The organism is Veillonella parvula, from assembly GCF_024461875.1.
Taxonomy (GTDB): domain Bacteria; phylum Bacillota; class Negativicutes; order Veillonellales; family Veillonellaceae; genus Veillonella; species Veillonella parvula_I.
Window position 1 is genome coordinate 725,033 of sequence record NZ_JANGAL010000001.1, and the last position, 23,231, is coordinate 748,263.

The 23,231-nt window shown below is 35.3% G+C and carries 21 protein-coding genes; 2 read left to right on the forward strand and 19 right to left on the reverse strand.

Annotated features, from left to right (window positions below):
• Positions 1–31: 31 nt before the first annotated feature.
• From NE668_RS03515 to NE668_RS03540, 6 genes are all read right to left on the reverse strand, one after another.
• Positions 32–3,478: a pyruvate carboxylase gene (locus NE668_RS03515; protein ID WP_195395141.1), complete on the reverse strand. Its 3,447-nt coding sequence runs from the start codon at positions 3,476–3,478 to the stop codon at positions 32–34.
• A 281-nt stretch (positions 3,479–3,759) separates the two neighbouring features.
• On the reverse strand, positions 3,760–5,109 hold the full coding sequence (locus tag NE668_RS03520; protein ID WP_008600727.1) for a M18 family aminopeptidase: 1,350 nt from the start codon (positions 5,107–5,109) through the stop codon (positions 3,760–3,762).
• Positions 5,110–5,343: 234 nt separating this feature from the next.
• The gene (locus NE668_RS03525; RefSeq protein WP_008600725.1) at positions 5,344–6,744 is read right to left on the reverse strand and encodes an anion permease; all 1,401 of its coding nucleotides are present in this window, start codon (positions 6,742–6,744) and stop codon (positions 5,344–5,346) included.
• A gap of 236 nt (positions 6,745–6,980) precedes the next feature.
• Positions 6,981–7,814, reverse strand: a complete 834-nt coding sequence (locus NE668_RS03530; protein WP_004697392.1) for an Mrp/NBP35 family ATP-binding protein — start codon at positions 7,812–7,814, stop codon at positions 6,981–6,983.
• A 120-nt stretch (positions 7,815–7,934) separates the two neighbouring features.
• Positions 7,935–9,128 (reverse strand): aminotransferase-like domain-containing protein, encoded by a 1,194-nt coding sequence (locus tag NE668_RS03535; RefSeq protein ID WP_008600722.1) that lies wholly within the window; start codon positions 9,126–9,128, stop codon positions 7,935–7,937.
• Between the two features lie 151 nt (positions 9,129–9,279).
• The gene (locus tag NE668_RS03540) at positions 9,280–10,017 is read right to left on the reverse strand and encodes a TVP38/TMEM64 family protein (RefSeq protein WP_004692970.1); all 738 of its coding nucleotides are present in this window, start codon (positions 10,015–10,017) and stop codon (positions 9,280–9,282) included.
• A 240-nt stretch (positions 10,018–10,257) separates the two neighbouring features.
• Between NE668_RS03540 and NE668_RS03545 the strand changes: the two genes are divergently transcribed.
• The gene (locus NE668_RS03545) at positions 10,258–10,650 is read left to right on the forward strand and encodes a thioesterase family protein (protein ID WP_004692969.1); all 393 of its coding nucleotides are present in this window, start codon (positions 10,258–10,260) and stop codon (positions 10,648–10,650) included.
• A 144-nt stretch (positions 10,651–10,794) separates the two neighbouring features.
• Here the strand turns inward: NE668_RS03545 and NE668_RS03550 are convergent, their stop codons facing one another.
• Positions 10,795–11,817, reverse strand: coding sequence for a branched-chain amino acid aminotransferase (locus NE668_RS03550; protein WP_227036853.1), 1,023 nt, complete (start codon positions 11,815–11,817; stop codon positions 10,795–10,797).
• Between the two features lie 285 nt (positions 11,818–12,102).
• On the opposite strand from NE668_RS03550, the gene NE668_RS03555 reads away from it, so the two are divergent.
• Positions 12,103–12,765: a fumarylacetoacetate hydrolase family protein gene (locus tag NE668_RS03555; protein WP_004693512.1), complete on the forward strand. Its 663-nt coding sequence runs from the start codon at positions 12,103–12,105 to the stop codon at positions 12,763–12,765.
• Between the two features lie 172 nt (positions 12,766–12,937).
• Here the strand turns inward: NE668_RS03555 and NE668_RS03560 are convergent, their stop codons facing one another.
• The 12 genes from NE668_RS03560 to NE668_RS03615 all read right to left on the reverse strand — a co-directional run bounded on the left by NE668_RS03560 (position 12,938) and on the right by NE668_RS03615 (position 23,167).
• Positions 12,938–13,435: a methylated-DNA--[protein]-cysteine S-methyltransferase gene (locus NE668_RS03560; RefSeq protein ID WP_195394927.1), complete on the reverse strand. Its 498-nt coding sequence runs from the start codon at positions 13,433–13,435 to the stop codon at positions 12,938–12,940.
• A 17-nt stretch (positions 13,436–13,452) separates the two neighbouring features.
• Positions 13,453–14,304, reverse strand: a complete 852-nt coding sequence (locus tag NE668_RS03565) for an SIR2 family NAD-dependent protein deacylase (protein WP_227036852.1) — start codon at positions 14,302–14,304, stop codon at positions 13,453–13,455.
• Positions 14,276–15,055, reverse strand: coding sequence for a protein-ADP-ribose hydrolase (locus tag NE668_RS03570; protein ID WP_060919708.1), 780 nt, complete (start codon positions 15,053–15,055; stop codon positions 14,276–14,278). The genes NE668_RS03565 and NE668_RS03570 overlap by 29 nt, the downstream gene beginning before the upstream one ends.
• Before the next feature lie 107 nt (positions 15,056–15,162).
• A complete protein-coding gene (locus tag NE668_RS03575; RefSeq protein WP_227036851.1) occupies positions 15,163–15,930 on the reverse strand; it encodes a putative quinol monooxygenase in 768 nt (255 codons plus the stop codon).
• A 10-nt stretch (positions 15,931–15,940) separates the two neighbouring features.
• Positions 15,941–17,281, reverse strand: a complete 1,341-nt coding sequence (locus NE668_RS03580; protein ID WP_227036850.1) for a B12-binding domain-containing radical SAM protein — start codon at positions 17,279–17,281, stop codon at positions 15,941–15,943.
• A gap of 128 nt (positions 17,282–17,409) precedes the next feature.
• The gene (locus tag NE668_RS03585) at positions 17,410–17,895 is read right to left on the reverse strand and encodes a prolyl-tRNA synthetase associated domain-containing protein (RefSeq protein ID WP_227036849.1); all 486 of its coding nucleotides are present in this window, start codon (positions 17,893–17,895) and stop codon (positions 17,410–17,412) included.
• 107 nt (positions 17,896–18,002) lie between these two features.
• Positions 18,003–19,025 carry a DMP19 family protein gene (locus NE668_RS03590; protein ID WP_227036848.1) on the reverse strand — a complete coding sequence of 341 codons (1,023 nt, stop codon included), beginning with the start codon at positions 19,023–19,025 and terminating at the stop codon, positions 18,003–18,005.
• A 124-nt stretch (positions 19,026–19,149) separates the two neighbouring features.
• Positions 19,150–20,373 carry an SMI1/KNR4 family protein gene (locus NE668_RS03595; RefSeq protein WP_227036847.1) on the reverse strand — a complete coding sequence of 408 codons (1,224 nt, stop codon included), beginning with the start codon at positions 20,371–20,373 and terminating at the stop codon, positions 19,150–19,152.
• 44 nt (positions 20,374–20,417) lie between these two features.
• Complete coding sequence (locus NE668_RS03600) at positions 20,418–20,873, reverse strand: glycosyl transferase family 4 (protein WP_227036846.1); 456 nt, start codon at positions 20,871–20,873, stop codon at positions 20,418–20,420.
• Between the two features lie 20 nt (positions 20,874–20,893).
• Positions 20,894–21,292 carry a bacteriocin gene (locus NE668_RS03605; RefSeq protein ID WP_227036845.1) on the reverse strand — a complete coding sequence of 133 codons (399 nt, stop codon included), beginning with the start codon at positions 21,290–21,292 and terminating at the stop codon, positions 20,894–20,896.
• 28 nt (positions 21,293–21,320) lie between these two features.
• Positions 21,321–22,382: an ankyrin repeat domain-containing protein gene (locus NE668_RS03610; RefSeq protein WP_227036844.1), complete on the reverse strand. Its 1,062-nt coding sequence runs from the start codon at positions 22,380–22,382 to the stop codon at positions 21,321–21,323.
• A 368-nt stretch (positions 22,383–22,750) separates the two neighbouring features.
• On the reverse strand, positions 22,751–23,167 hold the full coding sequence (locus tag NE668_RS03615) for a polyketide cyclase (protein ID WP_156697477.1): 417 nt from the start codon (positions 23,165–23,167) through the stop codon (positions 22,751–22,753).
• Between the last annotated feature and the right edge of the window lie 64 nt (positions 23,168–23,231).

Sequence of the window (23,231 nt, forward strand, 5' to 3'; positions counted from 1 at the left end):
ATAATATTTTTAATTTTAAATGATTGTTAGCTTATCGTTTTAAAGCATCTTCAATACGAAGCAAGCAGTCACCAGATTCGATACGGCTACCTTCACGTACAAGGATTTCTTCTACGATACCGTCGATAGGAGCTGTAATTGTTGTTTCCATTTTCATTGCTTCTGTAACGATCAATGGTTCACCTTTAGTTACAGATTGACCATTCTTAATAAGGATCTTAACAACGGAACCAGACAATGTAGCACCAATTTCACCAGGGTTAGATTCATCCGCTTTGCGACGAACAACACCAGTTGTCTTAGCATGTTTATCATGAACCTTAATGCTACGAGGTTGACCATTAAACTCGAACAATACGATGCGATTACCATCTTCATCAGGTTCAGAGAAACCATTCATCTTGATAATCAGTGTTTTACCTTTTTCAATGGTTACTTGAATTTCTTCGCCCCGTTTCATACCAAAGAAGAATGTTGGAGTATCTAATACAGATACATCACCAAAGTCTTTTACAAATTTATTGTAATCTTGGTAAACCTTAGGATACAAGCAATATGCACTAATATCTTCATCAGTTGTTTGGGCTCCCATTTCGCTTAATTCATGACGAATATGTTCAAAATCTGTTGGAGGTAATACAGCACCAGGGCGAACTGTGATTGGGCGAGCACCTTTCAAGATGATTTTTTGTAATTTTTCAGGGAAGCCTTGATATGGAGTACCAAGACGTCCTTCAAAGAATTCAACTACGGATTGAGGGAAATCCAATACATCGCCTTTTTCGTAGATATCTTTTTCAGTTAAGTTGTTTTGTACCATGTACAATGTCATATCCCCTACCACTTTAGAGGATGGTGTAACTTTAATGATATCACCAAACATCATGTTTACTTGGTGGTACATTTTCTTAATATCTGTCCAACGATCACCAAGCCCTACCATTTTAGCTTGTTGTTGCAAGTTAGAGTATTGTCCACCTGGCATTTCATGTTGATATACTTCAGTATTAGGATATGCTTCTGCTTTATCTACACCTTTGTAATATGGTCTGATACTACCAAAATAATGAGACATTTCTTCCATGTAATCAATGTTCATTTCTGGTTGACGTTCATGACCAGACAATGCATAGTACATGGAATTCATGCTAGGTTGAGAAGTACCATTAGCAAATGCTGAGTATGCTAAGTCGATTACATCAACACCAGCATCTACAGCGCGGCCATATGTATAGATAGAGTTACCGGAGCCTTCATGAGTATGCAAGTGAATTGGAACAGAGACAGCATCTTTCAAGGCAGATACCAAGTTATAAGAAGCTTGTGGTTTTAAAAGGCCGGCCATATCTTTAATGGCAATAATATTGGCACCAGCTTTTTCAAGCTCTTTTGCCATATTTACATAATAGACCAAGTTGTATTTTGTACGAGCACCATCAAGGATATCGCCAGTATAGCACAATGCAACTTCAGCTATTTTATTTTGTGCACGCACTTCATCGATAGCAACATGCATATTATCAAGACTATTCAAGCTATCAAATACGCGGAATACATCAATACCATTAGCAGCAGCCCGTTGAATGAATTGACGAACTACGTTGTCTGGATACGATGTGTAACCTACGGCATTTGCACCACGAAGAAGCATTTGAAGCAATGTATTTGGCACTTCACGACGGAACATGCGCAAACGCTCCCACGGATCTTCATGTAAGAATCGGTATGATACGTCAAAAGTAGCACCCCCCCAACATTCTAAGGAGAATAAGTTAGGTACACCTTTTGCAGCATGACCAGCTACGCGAGCCATATCGATTGTACGAAGACGTGTAGCAAACAAGGATTGATGGGCATCACGCCAAGTGGTATCAGTGAAGAATACTTGTTTTTGTTCCGATAACCATTTACTGAATTTATCTGGTCCAAGTTCATCAAATTTTTGTTTTGTACCAGATGCTGGACTTACATCCAAAGTAGATGGCATTTGAATCGGTTCAAAGTCAGGAACCTCTTGAGCCCCTGCACCAGAATAGCCATTAATTGTAACATCAGCAATGTAACGTAATAATTTAGTACCACGGTCACGATCTGGTTTCAATTCGAATAATTCAGGATGTTCTTCAATGAAGTTTACATTGTAAGAACCACTTTGGAATTCAGGATGTTCCAATACATTAATCAAGAAGTGAATATTTGTTTTTACACCGCGAATACGGAACTCTTTTAAGCAACGAAGCATTTTACGAATAGTTTCTTCGTTGTTAGGACCAAATGCTGTCGCTTTCACAAGCAAGGAGTCATAGTAAGGTGTTACAACGGCACCTGTAAAAGCATTACCAGAATCAAGACGGATACCAAAACCACCAGAGCTACGGTACGCTAAGATTTTACCGGTATCAGGCATAAAGTTGTTTTTAGGATCTTCTGTGGTAATACGACATTGGATAGCAGTGCCTTTACAAGGAATTTTATCCTGCTCAGGAATACCTACTTCAGGGCTATGTAAACTAAAGCCTTCAGCGATTCTAATTTGAGCATGAACAATGTCAATATCTGTAATCATTTCTGTTACAGTATGCTCTACTTGAATACGTGGATTAACTTCGATAAAGTAGAAGCTACCATCAGCAGTTACCAAAAATTCTACAGTACCTGCATTCACGTAGCCAACATTTTTCATGATTTTAACGGCAGCATCACATACAGCTTTACGAGTTTCTAATGATAACGCAAAGGCTGGCGCCATTTCAACTACTTTTTGGTGACGACGTTGAACAGAGCAATCACGTTCATGCAAATGAACTACATTGCCATGTTCATCACCTAAGATTTGAACTTCAATATGTTTAGGCTCTACGATAAGTTTTTCTACATATACATCATCATCGCCAAACGCAGCTTTCGCTTCAGATTTAGCACGATCATATGCATCTCGAAGATCTTCTTTATGATGAACTTCACGCATACCACGACCGCCGCCGCCATTAACGGCTTTAATCATCAATGGAAAACCATGTGTATCAGCAAATTCTTCTAGTTGAGCATAATCTTTTAAAGCCCCATCAGAACCTGGGATCATCGGAATTTTTGCTAATTTAGCTTGCTCACGAGCATTTACTTTATCACCAAACATATTCAAATGCTTGATTTTAGGCCCAATAAAGATAATTCCTTCTTCTTCACAACGACGAGCAAAGCCTTCATTTTCAGATAAGAAGCCATAACCTGGATGGATAGCATCGATGTCATGTTCTTTTGCAATACGGATGATATCTTCAATATCAAGATATGCGTCAACTGGTTTTTTACCTTCCCCTACGAGATAGGCTTCATCGGCTTGGTTACGGTGCAAGGATAATGTATCCTCTTTAGAGTAAATGGCTACAGTTTTAATTCCCATTTCATTACATGCACGGAACACGCGGATCGCAATTTCTCCACGGTTGGCAACCAATACGGATTTAATTTTTCTCATGTATTGCCTCCTACTAGCTTCCACAAATGTGAACTATCAGCTTTCATTTTTATTAATATATGAATATTTCCTATACTTATAGATAAATCAATATTGAGGAAAGCCTCATCAAAATTTATGATGAGGTTTTATATTCATAATAATATATACTTATTATACAATATTTTCATTATATTTAAAGGATTATACCAATTATGAAAGTATAAAATATATTTTTTACTGTTCATTACAAAAAATCATATGTCTTTCAATAATGCACATCGAATAAATTCCATTTTATATTACTTACCACCTAGAAAATGATTCATTAATCGATTTAATTGCTCTTGATCAGCTGCCCCCATCAATTCTCTAGCTGAATGCATTGCTAAAAGAGGCAAGCCTACATCAATAGTACGCATTGGTAACATAGCTGATGAAATGGAACCTACTGTAGATCCACCTGGAATATCCGAACGATTTACATAAATCTGATACTGTGCATCCGCTTCTTCACAAAGGCCTTTAACGATAGCAATGGCCTTAGCATCCCCAGCGTAAGATTGGCTACATGCAATCTTAAGGGATAGCCCTTTATTAAGTACAGGAATATTCGTAATGTCATTTTTCTCTGGATAGTTTGGGTGTAATCCGTGTGCTACATCGGAGGAAATCATAAAGCCTTTAGAGATAAAGCTGTCCATCTCTTGATTAGAATATCCTAATGCGTCATACACGCGTTTAACGAGATTTGGTAATATCATGCCAGCCCCACCTTGTTTCGTACGACTGCCCACCTCTTCGTTATCAAAGAGTATAGCACAGCGAACACCATTAACATTCATTTTTTTGGCTTGAATAATACCAGATAATACACTAAAGCAAGATGTTAAATTATCTAAACGAGGTGAGCTAATGAAATCACCTTCCGTACCGAGTACACAGCCTTGTTCCGTAGGATATAAAGTCATTTCATAAGATAATATTTCGGAAGGATCGCAATCTACTTCATCAGCTAAAAACTTTGTCCACTCATCGTATTGAGTATCTGATTCTGAAAATAAACTTGGATTATTTCTATTATTTAAAGGTTTTGTAGGATTATCTTCATTATTACGTTCCATCATCAATATAGGAAGCATTTCTTTTTGACGATTTAGTTTAACCCCATCATTAACAGAGCGATTCATATGAATAGCTAGGTTTGGAACAATAGCGATAGGCCGTTTTGTATCGACTAGAACAGAATCTACGTCAAAGGCATTTTTTCCTTTTAACACAACCGTACCTGCTGCACCTAATGGACGATCAAGCCATGTATTTTCTATAAGACCGCCATACATTTCTACATTTAACTTTGTGTATCCTTTCATAGAGGTTATAGGGTTTGGTTTAACACGAATAGCAGGAAAATCTGTATGAGCCGACGCAATACGTAATGTATGTTCTGGTTTCTTCCCTATATGAAAGGCAAATAAGGTGGTGCCGAACACGTTAACTACATAAGAACCAGAGTCTAACTGCCACTCATCTTCTAAACTGAGCTCTGTAAATCCTGAGTCCAATAGCATTTGTAAACTTGTATCTACTGTGTGATACGGAGATGTACAAGCGCCAATATACTTTAATAATTGTTCATTATCAAACTTCATAGGTCCCTCCTATGCACAAATCATATAAAATTTGTACAATTAGCTTGAATAATTTATTATGTATATTATTTTACAATATTTACATTAATTATCTATTAACTACTCATATTTTATCACAAAAAGCCGCCCCTATCGGGACGGCTTTTTATATACGATGTAAATGCATAGTACACTAAGTCTAATAGGTTTAAAGTACATGCCATTACAATCCTATAAAATTGTCAGTACTAAATTTTACCACATACCAATCAACTTCATCCATACAGAGCCAAGACCCATGAAGATAATTAAGTTGATTACAGATGTGAAGAAACCAAGTTTCCACCATATATTTTGAGGAACATAACCAGTATTAAAGATTACTGGAGATGGACCTGCTGCATAGTGAGTCAAAGACATACACAAGTTAGATGTGAATGCAATCATCAACAATGTCAACATAGGTGGGGCACCTGCAGAAATAGCGATTGCAGAGAATGCTACGAACATCGCAGAAATATGCGCTGTTAAGGATGCAAATACATAGTGAGCATATGTATTAACAAGAACAGCTACAACAAAGGCAATTACCCAAGAGCCTTCTGGAATATAACCACCCACTTGAACTGTAGCCCATTTGATAAAGCCCAATTTGGAAAGGAATCCGGCAAAGCCCATCAATGTACCCATCCAAACCAATGTATCCCAAGCACCCTTTTCACTCTTAACATCGTCCCAAATTAGAACGCCTGTAGCAAGTAAAATAGAAATACCTAAGAATGCAACAGTTGTAGCATCAAGTTTTGTAAATTGAGACGTAGCCCACAATACTAATGCTAAAATAAATACGCCAAGCATTACCCATTCTTGGAAAGAAATCTTGCCAAGACCTTTTAACTCTTCACGAATCATTTGTTGAGCTTCACGAGCATCTTTGATTTCCGGTGGATATACTTTATAAATGAAATACGGCATAATAATCAATGCAATAATACCAGGTACGATAGCTGCCATAGCCCAGTCGCCCCATGTAATACCAATACCAAAAGATTGAAGCGCTAATGCTGCAACCAATGTATTACCAGCCATGGATGTTTGGAACATCGCAGATGTAATCGTATTTACTTGGTAAATTGATTGCATCAAGAAAGAACCAATTTTACGAGGTCCATCTTGTGGTTCAGAACCGAAAGCTTTTGCTAAGCTAGTTGTAATTGGCATGATTACACCGCCTACACGAGCTGTGTTAGATGGTGTTGCGGGAGCTAAAATCAAATCAGACAAAGCCAATGCATAGGCCAAACGCAAGGAGCTACTACCAAAAGCAGAAATCAAATTATAAGCAATACGTTTCCCCAAACCAGTTTTAATAAAGCCACGAGAGAATAAGAAAGCACCTACAATTAGCCAGATTGCAGAGTTAGCAAAACCTGAAATACCTTCACTAATCTTTAATGTGCCTGTCAATGCAGCAACAGTAATAACAACGATAGATACGCCACCAATCGGTAACGGCTGAGTAATGAAGCCTACGATAGTAGCTACAAAGATTGCAAATAAATGCCATGACTGAGGAGTTAATCCCTCTGGAGTTGGAACAAACCACAGACCTAAACCAAAGGCTGCTGGAATGATCCAGTTCAATAGTTTTTTCATACACATACGTCCTACATAGGAAAACATTAAAATTAAACCAATATATGCCAATACACCCTATAGTATCATGTTAAGAAAAATAAAAATCTATACTAACTATGTTCAGCATATCTGTAGTAAGAGAATTAAAGATATAATTCTATCTTCCTACCATAAATATAACATAATTCACCATAAAAAGATGTGATAAAAAGCTGTGCATTTATAAATACACAGCTTTCATCATCATATGAATCCTATTCAGGTAGAGATACGTCCTCTAAATTTGTTTTTTCGATAGACTCAATATCACCTTTATCGCAAAGGTTTGCAATAGTTGGGTCAATTGGTAAACGGTTCAACAATAATAGACCGTATTTTTGAAGGATTTCTTCGATGTGGCTTTCACCAAAAATTTGATAATCCTTACCGTTATCTGGGCAATGGAAGTAAGAGTAGTTTTCCACCACACCAATAATAGGCACTTGCATTAAATCAGCCATTTTAACTGCTTTTTCAACAATCATGGATACCAAGTCTTGAGGAGATGTAACGATAATAATACCGTCCAATTTCAAGGATTGATATACAGTAATCGCTACGTCACCTGTTCCCGGTGGCATATCAACAAATAAATAATCGATGTCTTTCCAAATAACATCTGTATAAAATTGTTTTACTACATTACCTAAAATAGGACCACGCCATAAAACAGGATCTGTATCGTTTTCCAAAAGGAGGTTAACAGACATAACGTCAATACCGCCTTTAGATTTTACAGGATACATACCGATTTCGTCAGCATATGCCTTTTCCTTAATGCCAAACATCTTAGGAATAGAAGGACCTGTAATATCCGCATCGAGGATACCTACTTTGTAACCTTTACGCGCCATTGTAATGGCCATCAAGCTGGTAACGGAGGATTTACCTACGCCACCTTTGCCAGATACTACACCAATTACATGTTTAACAGAACTAAGCTCGTGTAATTGAGCTGTAAGATCTTGAGGTTGTTGAGACGCGCCACCACCGCAACCAGAAGATTGAGATGGGCATCCGCCACAATCACTGCTGCTACCGCAACCCATAGTAAACACCTACTTTCTTTGAGGCTATACCTCACATCTATATTAAAAACTTTTTTATATGGTAAACACAATGTATCTACGCCTACATTGTATCACGTTATATCAAAAATTATCAATATATTACTCACCACAAAATTCTTTAGTTAACCCGCCGAGAATTTCCATCCCCTTTGTAATTTCCTCTACTGTTGGTACCGTATAGCTCAAACGAAATGCATGACCTGCTCCTGCTCCATCTGCTGCAAAGGCACCACATTTAATAATCCCAACATTGCGGTCCATACAAGTTTCAAAGAATACATCACAATCTACATCCTCAGGCATCGTCATCCATGCAAACATACCACCTGTAGGTTGTGTCAAATGAACTTTAGAACTCGCATACTTTTTAAAAGCGTTAAGTAAAGCTTCACATTTCATTTTATATACTTTTCGTACATTATCTAAATGAGCATCGTAATCAATGGTATCAAGAACCTTCGCTACCACCTTTTGAGTTACTAATGGCATTTGACCGGCCGTATTATTTTTTAATGCTTGGATAGCTTCAATAACTTTAGTTGGGCCAAATAAGAAGCCTACACGCAAGCCTGCAGATAATGTTTTAGAATAAGAACCTGCATACAGAACACGATCTTCTGTGTCGAAGGATTTGAACGTTGGAATATATTCTCCGGCGAAACGAATTTCACCATATGGATCATCTTCATAGATAAATAAATCATATTTAGATGCAATAGCATAAATCTCCTTACGGCGCTCTAAAGGCATAGTAATGCCTGTTGGATTCTGGAAGTTGGGAATTAGATAAATATATTTACCTTTACCAGATTGAGCCGCTTTTTCTAACTCACCCGGAATCATACCGTACTCGTCAGTTTTAATACCTATTGCTTTACCGCCCATGTTGCGCACAGAGTTAATAGCACTGGTGAAAGTAAATTCATCCATATACACTTCATCGCCTGGTTCTAAAACTGTAATTGGTACAAGACCTAATAATTGACCTGCACCATTGGAAATAATGAGACCTTGTCCTTCCGAATTCATCTTATGAGTTTGTACTAAACGTTCTAACGTAAGTTCTGCTAAATGTGCATCACCTTGCATTGGACCATATTGTAAAAGGCTCATAGGATTAGAATGCACAACTTCATCAAAAGCCCTTTCGATGACCTCTACCGGTATCGCTTCTGGCGCAGGATTACCAATACCAAAGCTAATAAAGCCTTCCACGCCTACACCACGTTCAAATACTTCACGAATAAAATTAGGACCTTTTAAGGTTACACGTTCAGGAAGAGAAAAGCTCATACTATCGCCTCTTTCATATATACTATGTAGAAAACACTTCTAAGTAGAAAATATTACTAACATCAAGAATTAAGAATATTACATTATTAAAACGTAAGCAGCCTATAGTTAATTAGTTATTTTGTAATGGCTTACCTAATTAGACTTTATATTACGCATTAGGATCATGCTCTTGTTCCGCATTTTTCTTATTAATATAGTTCTTATATACTTTCCAAAGAATGAAGTATACAACACCTGCAACAAGAACAATAATTCCTAATCGTCCCATATTTTCTTGGAAATTTACAATATCTGTACCAATAGCTACTTCTAAAGCCGTAGATGGAAATTTACCAATCAAGTTTGCCAATATATAATCTCTAGGTTTGATTTTACTAATGGCCCCTAAGGCGGTAATGACTCCAGATGGAAAATACGGTAAGGATCGTGCAAATAACATGACCACAAAACCATTTTTACCGGAAAAATCATCTACTTTCATCAATACCGTACTCTTAGCAATCAACTTGTCCGCTGTATCACGTAAGAAGTAACGCATAATATAAAAGCTAATGACTACACCAATTGTTTCAGCCAACCAAGAAATAATGATCCCTGGCCACATACCAAATACTAAACCATTAGCTGTAGATATGAAAATTGACGGTAAAAAGCCTACGGCGTTAACAAAAATATCGAGGACCATACTCACCAACATGGCCATAGGGCCAAAACTTTGAATATACTCCGCTACCTCTTCCATAGAGCCACTTGTTGCTAAGTGCCACATGGTCGGATAAAATGTAGGATCTACAATATTTATAATAATTAATAAAACAATAAAACCTATGCCTGCTATTAACTGTACCCAACCTTCACCAGAAGGTTTTAAATTTCTTTTACTCATATATACCTCGTATAAAAAAGACTAGCTTCATTATATCACGTATTCTATAGAACAGTTATAACTAGTTACATTTCTTTAATTTGAATAGCTTTTTTAATATATTTAAAATTGATAACCGATATAGCATTAGAGGTGTATACATATATCTATAAAATATGTATCATTACATTAGCATAAAAATTATCGAAAGATGTATAATACTATTATAACGAGAATTTTCTTAATGAAAGAAGGTATAATATGGTATCAGCAGGTCAAACAGCTACGGCTACTGTAACAGTTACAGAATCTAATATTGCTAAAACAATGAAATCTGGTTCTTTAGATGTCTTTGCCACACCAGCCATGTGCGCTTTAATGGAAGAAGCGGCTCAAGCAGCAGTACAACCATACTTAGAAGAAGGTGAAGGCACTGTAGGTATTGCTTTATCCATCACCCATGAAGCCCCTACTCCACTTGGTGCAACAGTAACAGCAAAAGCTATTGTAAGCGCCGTAGAAGGTCGCAAAATCACATTCGATATCGAAGCTTCTGATGGCATTGGTATTATCGGTCGTGGTACACATGAACGCTTTGTCATTAACAACGAAAAATTTATGGCTAAAGTGCATAGTAGAGCAAACGCTAACTAAATATAGCTAGAATATTTATCAATCAAAATCATTAGTTTACTAATATCTTTAGCAGAATAAAAAACGGCATCTATCATACGGTAGATGCCGTTTTTATATACTTTCATGTTTGCATAATTAAATCATATTTGCATAGTTAAATAATTAGCAAATTTTAACTACCCAGCCTTCAGGAGCTTCGATTTCACCATGTTGAATGCCAAGTAATGTGTCATATAATTTTTTAGTGATAGGACCCATATCATCCATGCCAGCAGGAACATTAATAGTGCCTGCTGGAGTATCGATTTGACCTACTGGAGAAATAACAGCCGCTGTACCACAAAGACCAATTTCAGCAAAGTCTTTTAATTCATCTTTATGAACAGGACGATGTTCTACAGTCATACCAAGGTAGTGTTCTGCTACATACATCAAAGAACGACGTGTAATGGATGGCAAGATACTATCAGATTTAGGTGTAACTAATTTACCATCTTTAGTAATAAAGATGAAGTTAGCACCACCAGTTTCTTCTACATGTGTACGAGTAGCCGCATCAAGATACATATTTTCTGCATAGCCTTCATTATGAGCATCAGTGATAGCATACAAACTCATAGCATAATTCAAACCAGCTTTAATATGGCCAGTACCATGAGGAGCTGCACGATCAAAATCAGTAATACGAATTTTGATTGGTTTAGCACCACCTTTAAAGTAAGGGCCTACTGGTGTTGTAAACACACGGAATTGATATTCATCAGCAGGTTTTACACCGATAACGGAGTTTGTACCCATCATGTAAGGACGAATATAAAGGCTTGCACCATGACCATATGGAGGAACAAAGTCTTTATTTGCTTTTACAACTTCTTTTACAGCTTCGAGGAAACGACCTTCAGGTAATGTAGGCATTACAAGGCGTTCACAGGATTGATTCAAACGTTCTGCATTCAAATCTGGACGGAAGCATACGATGTGACCATCTTTTGTATAGTATGCTTTCAAACCTTCAAAAACAGTTTGAGCGTATTGGAATACACCAGCACATTCATTAAGGACAACGTTAGCATCAGTAATTAGACCACCTTCGTCCCATTTACCATCTTTATATGTAGTCAAATAACGGTAGTCGGTTTCTACATAACCAAAACCGAGATTATCCCAATCGATATTCTTGCTCATAACAATAACCTCCATTTATATTGATATACACTTAATCTTATCACTATCATCTTGTATTTTCAATAGATTCTATAGAGATGATAAATTATATATACAGATATAGTATCTATTAAGATATATCATCTATATATAGGTAACATATTAATAGATATGTATATTATCAAATAGGCCCCTAGCTATACTATCGTTGAATATAAAAATTGTTTTTTACAGTATAGCTACCGCCCTATTTATATTATAATAATTTCAGATATACATTATCTTATTTTACTAGAGGTCCCTATTATGAACGAAAATAAAAATTTTTTAATTCCTAATCCTAAAAGTATCATTTGTATCGGCCTTAACTATGCTGATCATATTGCTGAAACTAGTCTAGCTACACATGATTTTCCAGAAATCTTTATGAAAACATCAAATGCTCTTGCAGGTAATCATGATACAATTACTATTGAAGACGAAACTTTCCATTACGATTATGAAGGAGAATTAGTTATCATCATCGGTAAATCTGGTAAAAACATATCTCCTGAAAAGGCAATGGAACATATCTTAGGCTATACCATTGGTAACGACGTATGTGCCCGTACATTACAGTTTAGAGGTTCTCAATGGATCCTTGGCAAATCGCTTGATCACTTTGCTCCTATTGGTCCTAATATTGTATCTCCTGATGATTTTGACTTTGAAAGTGCTACTATTACGACAACAGTAAATGGTGAAATACGTCAACAAGCAAAGCTAGAACAAATGATTTTTAAGCCTTATAACATTATTGCCTTCTTATCAACATATATGACACTCCAAGAAGGTGACATTATCTTTACAGGTACGCCTAGTGGTGTAGTATTAGGTAAAAATGAAAGTAAGTATTCTTGGTTAAAACCAGGAGATATTGTTACAGTTTCCATAAGCGGTATTGGTACCTTAGAAAACAAATTTATTTAAAATAAGTACATTGTAAAAGTATTGTATTTGCTCATATTCTAATTATTACGATATCTATTTACATTACAACTAAATATATCTAAACACAAAAAAAGATTACTTCTATATATGTCTAACTATACATAGAAGTAATCTCTTTTATTATTATCTATGTTTTATATTTACTATTACTTTATTTATGCTCCGACTCTAGGTCTAGCATATATTTCTTGCGTTCAATGCCCCCTGCATATCCTGTTAACTGGCCATTACTACCAATAACACGGTGACAAGGAACGATGATAGAAATTGGATTATGCCCTACAGCCCCTCCTACGGCTTGAGCAGAAAATTTCTCTTTACCTTGTTGCTGTGCAATTTGTTTACCAATATCTCCATATGTTGTAGTTTCACCATAAGGAATTGTCTGTAATATAGACCATACGGATTTACGGAACTCTGTACCTTCTAACTGGATAGGCGGTGTAATAAAGGGCTTTTTACCATTAAAGTATTGATTTAGCCACATAATTGTTACTTCAAATGGACCTGTTAGTTGCTCTATATACTCCGCATCATCATAACTAGGTGCATGAGCTTCATCAATAAAAAATAAATCTGTTAAGTATGATAATGTACCAAGCATAATCATTGTCCCTAATGGACTTTCATAGGTATATTTATAGTTCATAGTACATTAACTCCTTCTTAAGATAACAAATCATTCAATACCTTTTGTATGTCATTATTAAACAATACTGTATTTTGCTGAATATCAAATGGAATCGATCGTTTTTCAATATTAACTGGTACATATAGTGTGTCTATATTGTCATGTGCCACCCGCATAAATGGATATTTAATAATCATCGGTGTATTATAGCCAACACCAAGTTCTAACAATACGGTTTTCTTATCTTTATAATTCTCTATAAAACTTGCATATCGTTTTTGAGCTGCATACCAACCTTCGTCTTGCACAAAGGCACCGTCGACACGTAAATTCATCGTCATTAGTTCGCCACATCTAGGACAGTGAGGAATTAATTCTGTGGGAATTTTCATATCCTTTTGTTCTTTCACCATACGACGCACTTGTTCTTCATTATCATAAGTCTTTTGATGACATGGCTCAAAGCATTGCCACAAGCCATAATCACCTTGCATGTAATAAAATCTATTTTTATCCACTCCAGCAAATTGCATTTGATGATCTACATTAGTGGTAATCACAAAGTAATTCTTATTTTGTAACAACTCCATCAACCGAATATAAGGTTCACCTACTGAAATATCATAGCGATTATAGTAGATATGACGGCTCCACCACGCCCAATATTCTTCCATGCTTTCAAATGAATAGAATCCACCAGAATACATATCTGTGATACCGTACTTTTTGTGAAAGTCATCGAAGTATTTATGAAAACGTTCTCCACTATAGGTCAGACCCGCTGCAGTAGACATACCGGCCCCAATACCTACGAGTACCGCATCAGCTGTATTCAAAAAATCTTTTACACGTTCTATATTATCCCAATAATTTGTTGTAGATGTCATAATCTATATCCTTAAATACGTTAAATACCACTTGGATTTTACTATTTGTTTCTTTTAAATACCTACGTACCGTATCGATAGCAATTTGGGCCGCCAATTCATTAGGAAATCTAAACTCACCTGTAGAAATGCAGCAAAATGCAATGGACTTCAAACTATAAGCATTAGCTAGCTCCAAGCAAGATCTATAGCACGATGACAATTGTTCTTTTTCTAAGTCTGTAACAGTATCATAAACAATAGGCCCTACCGTATGGATAACATGACTGGCAGGTAAATTAAAACCATAGGTCATACGAGCTACACCTGTCTTTTCAGGCATATCCATATACTCAGTCATCCTAGCACAGGCCATACGTAACTCAATACCAGCAAAAGTATGAATGGCATTATCAATACATTTGTGATTCGGTAGAAAACAACCGAGCAACTGCTCATTAGCTGCATTGACTATAGCCTTTACCGCTAGACGTGTTATATCCCCTTGCCACAAATATATCTGAGGTTCTCGCTCTTCCATATCGTTAATCGTAACGATGCCTTTTTCATGAGCTAATGTATTTAAATATTCATCCTCTATCTTCATCCACTCTGCGGACATAGCTCCTGCAGGACGAATATTACATAGTGCTCTAAATAGAGTAAATTGTTCTTCTTCACTTACGGGAATATCTATATGTTCGTTATATTTCTCTTTATATTCGGCTACTAATCCCTCTAAAAGATAGCGTAATCGTTCTTGCTGTGTCATATAAACTCCTAAATAGAATTAACTAGAGTATAACCTATTATATAGCAAAAAACTGCTAGCACATAATATGCTAGCAGTAACTTTATTGATTAGTATTATATCAAAAACTAAGGTCTAACAAAAGCTTGACCACCATGATTAAAGAGGATATCTCCATCTAGTACTTTAGTAGTAACCCCTTGTAGACTACCTTGGATTTGGCTCATCATAAAGCGATAGCCTGGGCTATTCAAGTGTTTAGTAAGAGCTTCCTGATCGCTATAAATCTGAATAACGTACCAGCGATTCTTTGCGTTTCTTTCACGAAGCACATAACCAGCCTTATAACCCGCATCGTCCCGAACGGCACGTTCCATATCGAGTTGATATTGTCGTTGTACCGTATCGATTTCATTGCTATCAACAGTAAACTCAGTTAAGGTAACTACTGCCTTACCATCATTGACGATAGATAATGCATCTTTCTTTTCAAATAAAAGTACAGACTGTACATCGTACATCTTACGATTTGTTAATTTAGAACCGACTTCATTAACAAATGCTTGATAATGGTCAGATTTGCGATGTGCTTCAATGGCAGCTAAATCTTTATAGATTTCAACTACATAAGACTCAGATGGATTCCCCTTTACATGAGCCACATTCATGGACAATGTATTAGGCTCTTTTTCCATAGATGCTGTCAGATTAGCTACACCTGCACTATTATAAGTTCCTTGTAGCTCTACAGGTACTTCGAAACGATACATACCTACACTAGGTGCTGTATCTACAGATTGATCTCGCTCCATAACAAGAGCTGCAAAAGATGTGCTTACACCTAATACGGCAATCGCAGATGTTAGTACAATACGTTTTAATAAATTTTTATTCATACATACTCCTTTACATATATCTTGATAGCTTCTCGGCAAACAAACCAATACGCTTATAAGTTAATAACTCACATACTCTTGATGTAAATTGTCCAAATCTACGGTAAAAGAAATTAAAAGTTAGATATGCTGGTATTGTACTGATAGTTTTAGGCAAGCGACGAAATATATTTTTTATGGAATATAGCTCTTTATAGATCCAAAGATACCCTTTTTCTAATTCTTCTTTAGACATACCTAACGGTGATACAACTACGTGAGACGTATTATATTTTGATAAATCATAATCAAAAATTCTATTTTGAGCTTCCATTCTCTTGTAGAATTCAGTACCTGGGTATGGTGTGACAATATGTGATGTAATCGTATCAATTTTCTGGCTAATAATCCAATCTAACGTATTTTTAAAAGTCTCTGGTGTATCTCCATCTAAGCCAAATACAAAGCTAGCATTAACCATAATACCACGCTTATGTAATTCGTTAATAAGTCGTTCAAACTCTTCACGATTATTTTGCATTTTATGAACACTAGATAAAGATTGAGGGCTGATACTTTCAAAACCAATAAATAAACTCTGGCAACCAGTTTCTTTCATTAAATCCATCAATTCAGGATGTTGCCCTATTTTCATAGTAACCGCTGCATTCCAGTTTAACTTCAATGGTTTAATACGTTCTAAAAACTGTTTAGTCCAAGAAATATTACCAATAAAATTATCATCAATAAACATAATATGTTTTGTACCTAATCTTTTGATATCTCCCAACACATCCTCTATATTGCGATTAATATATTGGTGTGTTCCAGAGCTATTATAGCAAAAATCGCACTTATGCGGACAACTTCGACTAGTAGAAACAACGTTATACCATAAGTAATCGGTCTTATCTATCAAGTCATATGCAGGTGATGCAATATCATCTCCAGATTCTAAAGGAGCAGAAACATATTGAGATTGCAACCGACCATGTTTAGTATCTTCTATAATTTGAGGCCATGTATTTTCTGCGAAACCTATACAAAGACTATCAAACGCCTCCTTAGGTACGGTATCGAATGCTGTCGTAATATGTATACCACCAGCAATCACCTTAGCCCCTTTCTTTCTATATATAGCTGCAATTTCAATTGCTCTAGGCAATACATCAACAGTCACCGCGATGCCTACTAAATCAGGTACATCATTAAAATCTATTTCTCTAATATTTTCATTTTCAATTGTCACCTTACACTCATGCCGAATAATATTAGCCACAGTTAATAACCCTAAATGTGGGGACATACGTATTTTTAAATCTGTATCCATAGGACGCTTCAACATACGTGGTTGAATCAATTTAACTTTCATATAAAACCTCTTATATAACAAATGCTCTACATTATTATAAAAGATTATGAGTCCTTTTGCATATAAAAACATCCTATCAATGAAAACTATATTGAGTAATATTAGTTCCAATAAATAGGATGTTGCGCTTATATTTTTATATATTCAATAGTTGTACCATGCTCCTCAATAAGTTTAACTAGTTCTTTGCCTTGAAGCCACACGGTCGCATCATTTTGGTTCGGATGTATGCCGATTAAATTATTTTCGTAGTCCGCATCAATATAATAATGTACCTTACGGTCCTCATCATGGAGCAAGCAAAATGGAGATACATGACCTGGTTTAATCTTCAATATATCCCATAGTTCTTCTTCGGAACCAAAGGAAATTTTTTTAAGTTTGTGATCTTTACGAAATTGTTTTAAATCTACACGCTTTGATCCACGAACGGTAATTAAATAGTAATGCTCCCGCTTATGGTCTCGAATAAATAGATTCTTCGCATCCCACTCAGGATATGGCAACTGCACATTTGGCTTATCGTCCATACTAAATAATGGTGCGTGATCTGTAATTTCAAAATCGATATGATGGTCACGCAAACAATCATATACACCTTGTTTATCTAACATGTAATACCTCTAATACATCATTTCTGCTTGGTGAAAGTAGATAACATAATAAAAGCGATTAACATAGTGAAAATACCGATTGTATCTTGTTAAATATATCACCAAGCTTATTCTGAAATCGTATAGGTTCCATCAAATACAAATAAATGTGGGTTCTCATGTACAAATACATCTTCGAAGATACCATCATATGTATATACTGCATCATCTTTTCCATCTAGAAAATCAAAGAATTCTGGATTATTCTCCCAGTCTTGTAAAATAGTCCATCGTTCAGCTCTATCAAATGGAATTGAACCACCAAAGTAATTGATTACCGATTGTAAATTCTCTGCTAGCTCATCCATCTTGAAGAGGCGCAAACCCGCAAGAGTATCTTCCCATACGATGCCTGTTGAATTATAAAAGAACTGATGATGTCCGCCATTATTGACCTCAGCAAAATACCAACATATTGCATTAAGATATCGTTGCTCCAATGTAAACCTTTTAGATGTTTCTATATAATCATCATAAGAGCCATAAATATTTATGGTCCAATACGCAGGTTCATTAATAGTCCACATATCGTCAGTTTCTTTAATTTCTTCAACAGTTATAGTCCGATGCTGAGATACACCTCTCCTATTCTTCTGTTTTTCGGCTACGTATTTACTATAAGCAGAACACAATTCTGGGTAATCAGACTCACACCTTTCAAAATCTATCTGCATATAACACATATCAATAAGCTCAAAGAAATATCCTTTTATATTATTTCGACTCTCACTAACAGCTAGGCGTATACCATTATCTACAAGTGATAGCATATGTTGCATATTATTTGATATATATGCTTCATTATTATTCGAAGCAATAAAGCCGTAAGAGTAAGCACAGCGATAATGCCACACAGCATCTCTATACTCCTCATCTATAGAGTTTAATACCTTGATGGCTTCTTCCGGTTTATCATTATTGTTATACGCTCTACCAAGCTCACCTAATAAAGGTACAGATAGATTCTCGATGCCTACAGCAGTTAATACCTCAATAATCATCTCCTCTTGCCCTATATCATTAAGATCTTTAATAGTTTGTAATTGTGCTTCTTCAGAAAAAGATAAAAAACGTTCAACACTTAACGTCATACAATACGCATCCCTTCATCCCAATTAATATGTATATGAAATCATTCTAAAGTAGTAATATTAACAAACACACAAAACAATAACTTTAATTAATAATGATTGATTTATATGATGGATTATTTACTTAGCTGCCACCACATACATAAAAAACAGGAATACCATCTTCATTATCGATGAGGCCATGTCCCTCGCACTCATGTCCCTCGTATTCTATGCCTTCATAGAATACATGATCGCCTAATTCTTTATTAGCCATTAAATTTTGTAACTTAAAGGTAAGTTCTTCTCCCGTAAAATATTTACCATTATCGGCAATAATATAGGCCATGATTTCTACTTGCCACATGTTATCTTCTTTTTCTTCTTCTAGTAACTCTTCATCGTTTAAACGTTCATTATGATAGAGCTGATTTTCACTTTCGATCCATGCTTCATAAGTCACTAAAATTTCAGGCTCTTCTAATAGCGCTAATGCACTTTCCTTAGCACCATACTCAGCATACTCCTCTAATATTTGATTAAACTCTTTAGAAAAATTCTCTTTACTATATGATTTTTTATTGAATACCCAATGCACTGCACTGTAAGAAGGATAGTTATCCTCTGATATTTCAAGTTGCTCTGCGTCAAGTTTATCAATACGCTCAAATAACTCGATAGCCTCTTCTGGTCGGTCATTATTGTTATACATACGTCCTAAGGTGCTTAGTAATATAGGAGATAAATTATCGATACCTATATTAGTTAAAAGCTCCATAGCACGATCAATATCTAGATCCTCTTGTTCATTAATAAGTTTTACCTTATCCTCATCACTTAACGCTTGAAACTCTTCATCCGTAATGTCTTCTATGCTTATATATAATTGCTTAATAAAATCCCCAAAACTATCTGCTAAAAGAGTGATAGAGTAATCCCCTTCTTGGTCTACTTGGACTACCTTAGGCTCACCTGTAGGACCACACTCACGATAATCGAGAAAAATCATATCGTGACCGCCAGAAATCGTATCCGCCACCACGACACCAATAGGAGGATATTCCCATTTAGAAATCCAAAATTCGTTGCCAAATTCTCCAAAGATAGAGTTCTTTTTATCTCTATCAATGCCATATATACCTGTCACATAAACACACTCACCATCATTATTAATAAAGCAGTTCTTATTCAATACACCGCCATTATGATGCTTAAGTAATTCAATATATGCTGCAGGTAATGTATAGCCTAGCTCAGTTTCAGCATCCTTAATATCTTTATCGGTAACAGGTTTACCTATATAGGATTCAAATGCATAATCAACATCGTTCCAAAAACCGGACCAATCAAAGTCTTTTAGATTACTCATAATACGCTCTCCTAGATAAATAGATTATTTCAACCAAATAGTTTCTAATCAGTGGAATATTCTTTAATTAAAGCTTTTACCCTGCGTCGTATCAAAATGGTATCAACAATATAAGAAAAAATGATATAAGGAGATACATTTATAATCGCTATAGGGGCTAAAATAACTGCTACTCGCAATAGGTCAAGGGAATATGCATACCATTTAAAATCAATGGTATTTAAAATTGGTTTGACATATTCTATTACGTTTACTTCCCATTGCATTAAGGGGTTTAATTCTTCACTTGTTCCTAATAGCCAAACGAAACTTACAGCAAAGATCAAACAATATAATATGCCAATAGGAATCAATATCTTCGCTCTCTTTTTTAATAGATCACGGCAAATCTCATGTTCTTCCTCTGGTGTTACATCATATACCATATTGCATTGAATCTGAATCCGTCTAAATCGATAACGAATATACTTATATAAAAGGTTATTCGGTCTGTATAACATGATATGCTCCACAGTATCCTTTACAGGCTTTCCGTATTAGGTCTTAAATCTAATACGATTTCCCAACTATCTAATGCGGGAACCTTATGATGTGCTATAAAATTTTCTATTATCCGTAATACCTCTTGAGGGCCCAGCTCATTCTTACCATATAGGATAGCGCCCTGGTCACCATCATTAGTTACACTAAACTCTATATGTAATAAATCGGTATCTTCATCACAACAAACTTGTACAAAGTTATACTGTTTCTTATCTATTAATATTGCATTTGATGGGGATACAATCAGAAAATCTTGCTCTTGATCCTCAATAGCATAGAGATTTTGCTCAACTTCATTTAGTGTAATACCTTCATATGTATAGTTACCTACGTCAATAGACCAATTCGTGTATGTTTTTTCAAATGTATCTGTCATATGTATCGCCTCTCCTTTACGATATATATTAGAATAAGTTTTCTAATTGACCTGACATATCCGACATAAATTCATCAAATTTACAAAGTTCTCGCAATTCTTGATGTTCTATATCATAACAAGAAATCTTTTTACTTTTAGGGTCCCATACAATTTGCCACTCGTTATACTCGCCTAGTTCTTTAGATAAACGCAATAGATTACGACGACCTAATTTAAAGGGAATCGTATCAATAAGTGGGAAGAACTCTATAGATATAAAATCTGAGTCTGGTAATTCAAAGTAATGATGTTCGCCCTCTAAAAAATTCACTAATGCTTTTGGTAATTTAAATGGCTTTAACTGATCCATTTTATTCTGTATGTCATGGAACTCTACAGGTTCTAGGGATTTAAAATACTCTGCCATTTCCATATCCCCTTTTTCAATGGCAATGCTATAGGGACGCATACCATCCTTTTCCGTAATGGTCACGTCAGCACCATGTTCTACCAAGTATTTACACATCTGTAAATCCACATAACGAGCAGCTACACACAATGGGGTTGGCTTAAAGGGATATACAGAATCAGGCTTGTTGTAGTTAATATCTACACCATTATGAATAAAGAAATCTAGAACCTCATAATTTTTATCTGTAATGGCATTTCTGAAAGCTTTACCGCCATATTTCTGTACAGTATGTCCCAAGTCATGAATAATTTGTAGATTCTCATATTTCTTGCCATACAAGGCGGCTTGAAAAGCATCTACTTTCACACAGTTTAAAGCATGAACATTGGCACCATGATTTACAAGATAGTTTATAATCTCTTTATTACCATACCGTACAGCTAATAAGAAACTTGGATTTTCCTCATCATTAAGATCAGCTCCATGTTCAACTAACCATTGAACACTTGGCAAACAACACATGACTAAAGCTAGTTCTATAGGTGTATGCTCACTATACTCACCAATTTCTATAGGTTTATTAATATCCCAACCATCTGCTAATGCATTTTCTAAAGCATTAATATTTCCTGTTACAATATCTGTTAGTATATGAGGTACAGATTCAAATGTACCTAAATCTTTTATCTCTATCATGTCTCTCTCCCATGAACTATATTTTTAAAATGATTATCACTAATTACATTATATTACATTTATAAGTATGATTGTATAGTAAAAGCCCCTCGTATAAGCGAAAAACTATCATATACCAAATGCAATTCTAAAATCTCAATTTATCTTTTTCATAACGAAATAACAAGAACATTAATAAATTTTATTCCATGCACATTTAAAAATTGCATTCCACAGATAGTCTATTTACCATGACGCTTAGAAAATAGACAGATAGTCTCTTTATCACTTTTCTATCATGCCCTTTAATAGCTTTCGAAGATTTTCAAATCTAAGCTCAGCCACAAAACGCACCACCTTCTATTTTGATAAAACTAATCTTATAAATATTATCTAACAGCGTCAAACTCTTCACAATTCAGTTTTGCTTTTAAATCTCTAAAATATATTTTTTGTTGTCGTTTCAAATATAAGCTTATAAATGGCTTAAGTATTGATTTTTTAGAAACAATATTTTCTGTAAAATCTAGAATCGTTTTATCTCCCTCCGCATAAAATTTTCCAACCCAAGTACCCTTAATATTTTTATTTTCTATCTCAAATATCCATGACTGGTATTTGATACATTCTGTAATTTTAAAATAAGTTTCAATACCATCCTTTGTAATCTCTATAAAGTTATGCTCATCTATAATTCTTACATCTTTTAAATCACTTCTCCATGAATAATCATTCAGATTTGTCACTGTATCCCATACTATTTCTATTGGACATATTAATGTAGCTCTTAAATTAGAAACTGCCATAGTAATCACCTCAAATATATTAAAAATACACATAATCAATAAAAGATGGATTAAACTCTTTAAC